Here is an 8,271-nt window from a genome sequence, read left to right on the forward strand (position 1 = left end):
GGCGGATCCTCCGCAAGGCCAGACTCAGCCCGAACGCACTCACGTCAACCACAAAGGCCATCCTCACCCTGGAGGCTCACCGTTGAAAAGGCTCGTAGCGGAAGATCGTCGAGTAGCCGCCCTGAAAGCCCTGTTCGCACATCTGCTGGAACAGATCCGCGGCGTTGGTGCGACCGGCGGCGAACTCGGCTTGCAAGTAGGGCTTGAACTGGTCCAGGGACACGTTCCGGCGGTCGCGGGCGGAGGCGAGGAGAACGTCGAGATCGGTGTCGCGGTAGCGGCGGGCTGTCTTGCGGGCGATGCTGAGACGGCGGGCGATCTCGCTGATCGGGTAGCCGATCTCGACCATGTGGTTGATTTCCTCGTGGCGTCGCCGGACGCGCTCCACGATCAGCGTGGTCGGCAGGAGATCCAGGGGGCTGAACGGGCTGGCTGTGTTGCTTGTGTTCGGCGTATTTGCGAAGGCAGGCACGGTGCTGGTTCGAACTTCCTGCTAGGCTTCAGTCTTCAGTAAAGTTCATCGGTCAGGCCACAGGGAAGACAGGCTCCACTTCAATACCTGACATTATGTGCAACTTTGTGAACTCGTTCCCTGGTTCGGAGTCAATTGATTCCTGGCGGCTTCACCTGATCCGGGCGTCGTTCCGTTACGCGGGCCATCGGCACAGGGGCCTAACGTGCGCGCGGCGTCGCGTAGTTCCGTTTTGCGGATCTTTCCTGTTGCCGTGGTGGGCAGCGCGTCGACGAAGCGTATTTCATGGGGAATTTTGTAGTGGGCCAGTTTATTCGCGCAGTATTTGCGCAGCGTGTCAGGGGGTGGGGGATCGGCGCCTGGGTAGGGCTGGATCCATGCCATGAGATCTTCCCCTAAGCGAGGGTGGGGAATTCCGATGACGGCGACGTCCTGGATGTCCGGATGGGCGCGCAGGACGTCTTCGATTTCTCGTGGGGAGATGTTTTCCCCGCCGCGGATGATCATGTCGGTGATTCGTCCGGTGATGGTGATGCAGCCGTGCCGGTCCATAGTGCCGAGATCGCCGGAGTGCATCCAGCCTTCGTTATCCACGGCGTTTGCCGTTTGGCCGGGGTCGTTCCAGTAACCCTGCATCACGAGGTAGCCGCGGATACAGATTTCGCCGGGCGTGCCGCGGGGCTGGGTGTGCCCGGTATCGGGGTCGGCAACCTTGATTTCGGTATGGGGAAGCGGGGGTCCGGCAGTGGTGAGTCGCTGGTCTAGCGGGTCGGTGGCGCGGCACTGGACCGCTGTGGGGGACGTTTCGGTCAGGCCAAACGAGGTGGTCAGCTCGGAGATGCCCATGCGCTGCGCCACTTCTTCGAGGAGGGTTTTCGGGCAGGGCGAGCCGGCCATGATGCCGGTGCGCAGGGTCGACAGGTGGTAAGTGTCGAGGTCTAGTGCGGAGAGCTCGGCGAGGAACATAGTAGGGACGCCGTAGACTGCGGTGCAGCGTTCCTGCTCGATTGCCTGAAGTGTGGCTGCGGCGTTGAAGGCCGGGGCGGGGAGCACGATGCAGGCGCCACGGATGGTGCAGGCCAGCGTGCCAAGTACCATGCCGAAGCAGTGGAAGAGGGGCACGGGCAGGCAGAGTCGGTCTCGGTCGGTGTAGGCGAGTGCCGCTCCCACGAAGTACGCGTTGTTGAGGATGTTGTGATGTGACAGCGTCGCGCCTTTGGGGGCGGCGGCGGTGCCCGAGGTGTATTGGATGGTGACCGGGTTGGAGGCCGAGCACGCTTGCTGGGCCCGAGTCAGTGCTCGCGGGTCGCTGTGGCGGCCTTGCCGCAGCAGGGCGTGCCAGTCCGAGCTGTTGATGATTAGCGTGCGCTTCAGATCGGAGCAGTCCGGCTGTACCTTGCCGAGGAGTTCCAGGTAGTTGGTGCCCTTATATTCGGCGGAGGCGATGACGGTGCTGATGCCGGATTGCTTGAGCACATGGCGTAGTTCCGGGAGACGGTAGGCAGGGTTGATAGGGGTGAGTATCGCGCCGATCTTGGCGGTCGCGTACTGGATGAGAACCCATTCCGCACAGTTAGGCGCCCACAATCCAACTCGGTCGCCATGCGACACGCCCATGGCCAGCAGACTGAGGGCCACCGCGTTGATGTCGGCTTGTAGCTCATGGTAGGTCCAGCGCCGTCCGCTCCAGCACTCCACGAGTGCGTCGCGATCCGGATAGCGGGCTGCGGTGCGATCGAGGTCCTCACCGATGGTGTGCGTCAGCAGTGGGGGATGTAGGGGGCCCACCTCACGGCTGGCCTGATTGCATTCGGCAAAACACGATGTTGTCATGAGTTCTTCATTTCTGTTCCGGCGCCTTGACGTAACGCAGGGGCCCATCGGCCGGGCGACGGCGTCCCGAAGTTCGGCGGGCGATTCTCGGAGAATGCCGCTAGGCCCTCAGCTGCCTCTTTACCGAGGAACGCTTTCTGCCCGTATACCGCTTCAGCATGCAGTGCGGCGGATAGCGGCAAATCACTCAGGCGTAGCACCGACTCCTTAATGACGCGCAGCGACTGCTGGCTGAGCTGCGCTAGAGCCGCAGCCTTATTGTGCGCGGTAGCAACCAAGTCGGCAGGATCGACGACCGTGCTGATCAACCCGATCGCGTAGGCTTCGGCGGCATCGATACGGCGGCCAGTGAGCAGCAGGTCCATTGCGTGGGCGTAGGGTATCTGGCGTACGAGTCGGGTGAGGGTACCGCCTGCCGGGACCAAGCCGACGCCTGCTTCGGGCAGCCCAAAGACAGCGGTGCTTGCAGCGATGCGGATGTCCGTGCCGAGCATGATCTCAAGACCGCCGCCCAGGCAGTAGCCATCGACTGCGGCGATGACGGGTTTGAATAGGTTCATGTTCTTCAGGTGGGCGCCGTCCCATTCTGAGATATCGAAATGGCCTTCAGTAAGACCAGGGGCAGCCTCGGTTAAGTCGGCGCCAGCACAGAATGCCTCGGGCGTGGACCCTCGCAGGACGGCGACGCGAATGGCTTCGTCGTCGCGCACGTATGCAAAGGCGTCAGCCAGTTGCTGGTACATGGCCTGTGTCATCGCGTTCCGCTTGTCAGGCCGGTTCAGAACGATGTCGGCGATGGAGTCCTGAACTGTCAGCTCAACTGCCAATGTTATTCTCCTTGATGCCTCGTGTATGGGTCCCGCCCAGCCGAGCACGCAGCGCAACGGGTGCCCAGACGGGTCATCTACGGGTTTGGCGTGACCGGTCGGCCCAGGCGCTGGTGGGCAGCAGCGAGTGCTCCTGATGCCAGCGCAGCAAGCAAGGAGAGCTCCCCGGCCAGGACTACGCCGCCGAGGACTTCAGCCAGTCGCATCGCTCCGTGCCCCATCGATTTCGATGAGTTTTCATCGATGCCGAGTAGACCCAATGCCTCACGCTGTGTGGGGAGTACCGTGCCGCCGCCGACGGTCGCCACAGGAACATCGGGCAGGAAGACCGAGACGTAGACTCCACCGTTACGTGGCTCGACGCAGGTGATTCCCTGACACGCTTCGGCGACCTGGGCCACGTCCTGGCCGGTGGCAATGAAGAGTGCGGCCACCATGTTGGCGTAGTGGGCATTGAAGCCGCCCAGGGTGCCCGCCATCGCCGAGCCCAGCAGGTTCTTCCGGTAATTCACCTCACAGAGCTGCTGCATATCGGTCTTGAGGACTCCGGCGAGCACGACGGGATCTAGAATCGCCTCAGCGAAGATTCGTTTGCCGCGGCCTTCGAGCAGGTTCACCGAGGCAGGCTTTTTGTCCGTGCAGTAGTTGCCGGAAAGCGCCAGGCAACGCGCACCGGTCGCTGGCTCGATGAGGTCACGGACGATCCGCTCGCACGCCACCGTGGCCAGGTTCATGCCCATCGCGTCACCTGTGGTGAAACGGAAGCGAAGATAGACTGAGCTGCCCACGGCCTGCGGCCGCACCTCGACAAGTCGCAGCCGAGCACTGGTCTGCTCGGCCGCCATTCTCAGGTCATCTTCATGGTCAGAAACCCAGGCGATTAGGCGCAGGCTCTCTTCGATGCCGGACGTGCAAAACAGCGGAGCTCGAGTGATGCCGATGTCGTTCACCCGAACCGTTGCCCCCCCAGCCTCATTCAACGCTCGGCAACCGCGTCCGATGCTCGCTACCAGGGCGCCCTCGGTGGTCGCGAGGGGAACGAACACCTCATCGTCGTTTACATATTGGCCGCGGAGGATCAGTGGTCCCGCCACACCCACCGGTACTTGGATCGCACCAATCAGGTTCTCACAGCGTGCTTTCTCCAAGGGCATGGAGTGGCGGCCGATGTGGTCCAGGCTAACCTGCCGCCATCGTTCCAGCGCGCCACGCCTCAGCCGCGCGGCCTCGTCCGCGGCCATGCCGGGCGGCACCTGGTGCAGTTTGCGCTCACCGCGCGATGCCTTATCGATCCAGTCGGCCGTCTCCCATGCGGCGTTGGGCGACAGTGCACTCTGCGGCCTCGCGGAGTCAGTGCCCATCTCAGTACTCATAGGCGTAGTAGGCGACGGCAAGGTCCTGGAAATCACGCCTCAGCTCGGTACCAATCCGGTCGATCACAAACTGGTCCAACGGATGAAGGAGCAGACCGGGTACCTCCCCACGGTCGTGTAGGGCTTCGTACTGCTCACGATCCAGGCTCACGGGGTACTGCAGGGCTTGAGCGAACCCGATCCTGCGTGCCGCGTCCTGCCATCCCGCCACAGCTGTGAAGGGCAGCGCGAGCGCCGCATCCCCACTGCCATAGCCGATGGCGAGCATCGGTGCGTCCAGGAGCTCTTCACCGGACTCGACCGCAGTTTCCAGCCCTGCCGCCAAAGCTGCGGGAAGAGATGCCGAGTAGAGATTGCCCACTTCGTCCAGCAGGCCGCTACCCAAGCTCAGCTTTTCCTCGGTGAACTCCCGAAAGGCCGGCTGGCCACGCAGATGCGCGCTCACCATGGTGGTGGCGGGATACGGGTCAGGGCAGGGCTCACCGGCGAGGATCGCCGCGTGAAGATCAGGTTCCGAAACGAGTTCCTCGAGCACGTCGCCTGGCTTGGCGCCGCAAGCCAGGCACAGCCGCTCCAACTCAGCCTGCCCCGAGGGGGACGCGGCGAGCGCGCGTACGTAGAGAAACGAACTGGCCCGAATCGGCATGTGGCGATACGGGCGATGAAGGAAGAGCGCTCGCAGTCCGCTTAGGTGAGCACTGGGCTCAACGCCGAGCCGGCTCCAGAGTGCTTCGACAGCATGGGCGACCTCGTCGAGATACGCCGTAGTCGAGTACCTGCCGCTGAACACTGGGAAATCACTGGGACGTTCTGTGAGCGGCGCATAGCCCCCGAGGTAGTGGCGTTTGGTCGGCTTGCGAAAGTCAGGACCGCGGTAGGCGGAGGCTGCGACGGCATTGGCCAGGTCAAGAGCCAGCAACGACGGGGAGCACTCCACCAGCATCGCGACGGCACCGGCACCCTGCGTCTGCTCCCCGGAACTGCCCCGCTCGTACTCGGCGATGTCGGCTGCCACAACCACCGCCTGCCGCTCACTGGGATCGCACAGCACATAGCGGGCAGCACCACACAGTGCATACAACCCGCCCAAGCAGGCCTGCTTGAACTCCGGTACTTCCACGTCGCGTGCGAAGCCAGACCATCCGCGGCGCCGCAACTCACGGTCCACCATGCCAAGGACCGTGACCGCCCCAACCGCATTGTCAGTACTCGACTCGGTGCCCAGCGCCAGAAAGCCGATGCGGCGCGCGTCTAGCTGATTGTCGATGATCAGCCGTAGCACCGCATTAGCAGCCATGGTGTACACATCCTCGTGCGGCCCGCACATGCGGAAACCGTGCCCGGTTACCGCCCCGACCTTGCCCCAGTCTTGACCGGTCCACTCGCACCAGCGCCCCAGATCTACATGGAGCCGCGGCAGATAGCAGGCCATTGCGCTAATGCCCACCGCGGCTTCGCGAACGGCCGCCCTTGCATTGTTCATCTCAAATCTACCTTACATCTCGTAGCTGAGTCCCCGCTGCGCCAACTGCGGTGCACGAAGGGCAGGACAGGCATGGCCTGTCTATCCAATGACCGGTGGCTTCCGCACACGCAAAAGCCAGTCGGTCTCACAAGAATGATCTAACAGCCACCCGTCTGCATTTAGGTAAGCCTGAAGCAAAGCGCCCATCCTGGGTGATCTAAATTTATTGACCTGAAGCGTTGTTCACGCGGCTGATCGGTGGGTGGCCTTCGAGCGCGGTGTGGCAGCCAGTGGCCCACTTTTCAGCAGCGAAGCGATCGGAGGGAACCTCCGTCACGTCACGACACGCCATCAACACCCTGTGGAGTCTGTGCAAGGCCATTGGCCCCACGTATCGGCCCTTCGCCTCACAGTTGCTCCTCGCGTCCATGGCGCATCTCGGTAAAGAGGGTGCGAAAACCCATGCCGTGCTTTGGTGGCCATTGTTAATCCAGACGGGAGCCCTACTGAAATACATCCTGTCAGCGAATAGGGGGAGAAGCCTGCAGGGTTCGTCCCGATCGTAGAAACAGGGTCCATTTCAAGGTTCGGATCCTGCAGTAAGATCGAACGCTGCACTTTCAACACTGCGCAGTGGACCAAGATGACCGAGGCTATGCGCTCGGCCTGGGCTTATCCCCGACCCGAGTGATTTGCCGTGACCACCACCAGTACGCGGCGACGGACTACTCGGCAATCTTCGTCCTATAGATCCACCTGAAGACTGGCACGGATTGACCGTCAATATCTGCATATTGTCCAGAAACTCGAAATGTTCGCGACCCTTCAGGCGCGTGATTTCCACTCGGTCCAAAGTGGTGTCCGCTGGAACGTGTGCTCGCTTCCCCAAGGTGTCAGGTACTTCTACCAGTTCCACAAGCATGGTGCTCATCGGTGACAGCTCAGGCATAACCCACCTCAAGTTGCGCTTCGTTCGCTATTTCTAGCCGCCCACAAACTCAACACTTTGTCGCCAGCGCCTTCCGCTGACCCACACAACACGGACATCTCATTGAACAGAGATGCGACGCCAGGGGGACACTCGGAGAGTAAACACCCGACTGACGCTCACAAGAATATCGAACGGGGGTTGAACTGCATGCACAGGGGGTAACTTCGTGAAGTTGTGAGCCGCTTTGCTTCTCTGCAGGTGTTGTCACGTTGTCGGGGGTGTGGCTTGTGACGGTGTGTCAGTGCGGGGTGGGGCCTGCGGTGGCCGGTGGTTCAGGCCGTGGCGGGCAGGCCGGCGGCCCCGGTGATGTGGTTCCAGACGGTGAAGCGGATGAGCATCTCGAAGCGGTAGTGGCCGGCGGTCATGAGGTGACGGTGGGGCCGGAAGTGGGGTGAGATCCCGGTGAACGCGGACAGGAACCGCTGCGCCGAACCGACGGTGCGGAATCCTTTCATCGCGCGTTCCCGCTGCCGGGTCGGCTGGTGGGAGTTCTCCGCCCGGTTGTTCAAGCCCTTGTGCGAGCGGTGCTCCACCGACCGCATCACCTCCCGGTGCGCCGCACCGTACGGCTTCAGCTTGTCGGTGACGACCACGCGGGGGACCTGCCCGGTCTTTTTGAGGAGCCGGCGGAAGAAACATCTGGCCGCGGCCTTGTCCCGCCGGTTCTGGACCAGGATGTCCAGGACGTTGCCATCCTGGTCGACGGCCCGCCATAGATACTTCTGCACCCCGTCGATCCTGAGAACACCTCGTCGAGATGCCATGTGTCACCCGGCCGCGGGCGGCGCCGGCGCAGTCCGTTGGCGTAGGCCTGCCCGAACTTCACGCACCAGCGACGCACCGTCTCGCAGGAGACGATCACTCCCCGTTCCAGCATGAGCTCCTCGACCTCGCGGAAGCTCAGCGGGAACCGGTGATACAGCCACACACAGTGCGCGATGATCTCCGCCGGGTAGAGGTGATTCCGGTACGACGGCGCTGCAACCGACATGAACCAGCCCTCCCGACAGGCCCCAACCAGAAGATCATCTCTCCCACCGACAACGTGACAGCTCCCCGAGCCGACCTGACCCACCGCTTCACCACCTGGAAAACGATCACCGAAGTCACCGCCGCGCGCCCAGTGGATGTCTGACACCGGCACACCCCACACCCACGCACGCCTCAACTCACCTGCTGCAACAGCAGCTTGACAGCAACCGACCGAACGCTTCACCTTCTGGAAACAGGTCACCGGCCTGCCCCACCGACGTACCCGACAGCGCGACAGTGTCTTGCCCCGGCCTCCAGCTCCCTGAGTTCTTCCCGCA

Annotated in this window: 6 protein-coding genes and 1 pseudogene; all 7 read right to left on the reverse strand. The window is 62.7% G+C overall.

Annotation, left to right across the window (positions count from 1 at the left end; all coding sequences use genetic code 11):
* Nucleotides 1-76 precede the first annotated feature (76 nt).
* The 7 genes and pseudogenes from ACZ7GZ_RS41305 to ACZ7GZ_RS41335 all read right to left on the reverse strand — a co-directional run bounded on the left by ACZ7GZ_RS41305 (nt 77) and on the right by ACZ7GZ_RS41335 (nt 7,952).
* Nucleotides 77-472 (reverse strand): hypothetical protein, encoded by a 396-nt coding sequence (locus ACZ7GZ_RS41305; RefSeq protein ID WP_471032774.1) that lies wholly within the window; start codon nt 470-472, stop codon nt 77-79.
* A 93-nt stretch (nt 473-565) separates the two neighbouring features.
* Nucleotides 566-2,305 carry an AMP-binding protein gene (locus ACZ7GZ_RS41310; protein WP_471032776.1) on the reverse strand — a complete coding sequence of 580 codons (1,740 nt, stop codon included), beginning with the start codon at nt 2,303-2,305 and terminating at the stop codon, nt 566-568.
* Nucleotides 2,302-3,132 carry an enoyl-CoA hydratase/isomerase family protein gene (locus tag ACZ7GZ_RS41315; RefSeq protein ID WP_471032778.1) on the reverse strand — a complete coding sequence of 277 codons (831 nt, stop codon included), beginning with the start codon at nt 3,130-3,132 and terminating at the stop codon, nt 2,302-2,304. The genes ACZ7GZ_RS41310 and ACZ7GZ_RS41315 overlap by 4 nt, the downstream gene beginning before the upstream one ends.
* A gap of 77 nt (nt 3,133-3,209) precedes the next feature.
* On the reverse strand, nt 3,210-4,493 hold the full coding sequence (locus ACZ7GZ_RS41320) for a hydroxymethylglutaryl-CoA reductase (RefSeq protein WP_471032779.1): 1,284 nt from the start codon (nt 4,491-4,493) through the stop codon (nt 3,210-3,212).
* A gap of 1 nt (nt 4,494) precedes the next feature.
* Nucleotides 4,495-5,988, reverse strand: a complete 1,494-nt coding sequence (locus tag ACZ7GZ_RS41325; protein ID WP_471032781.1) for a hypothetical protein — start codon at nt 5,986-5,988, stop codon at nt 4,495-4,497.
* Between the two features lie 707 nt (nt 5,989-6,695).
* Nucleotides 6,696-6,755: a DUF5988 family protein gene (locus tag ACZ7GZ_RS41330; RefSeq protein WP_360099458.1), complete on the reverse strand. Its 60-nt coding sequence runs from the start codon at nt 6,753-6,755 to the stop codon at nt 6,696-6,698.
* A 478-nt stretch (nt 6,756-7,233) separates the two neighbouring features.
* Nucleotides 7,234-7,952 (reverse strand): annotated as a pseudogene (locus ACZ7GZ_RS41335) (IS6 family transposase).
* Between the last annotated feature and the right edge of the window lie 319 nt (nt 7,953-8,271).

The sequence above is a fragment of the Streptomyces sp. NPDC037288 genome (assembly GCF_055603265.1).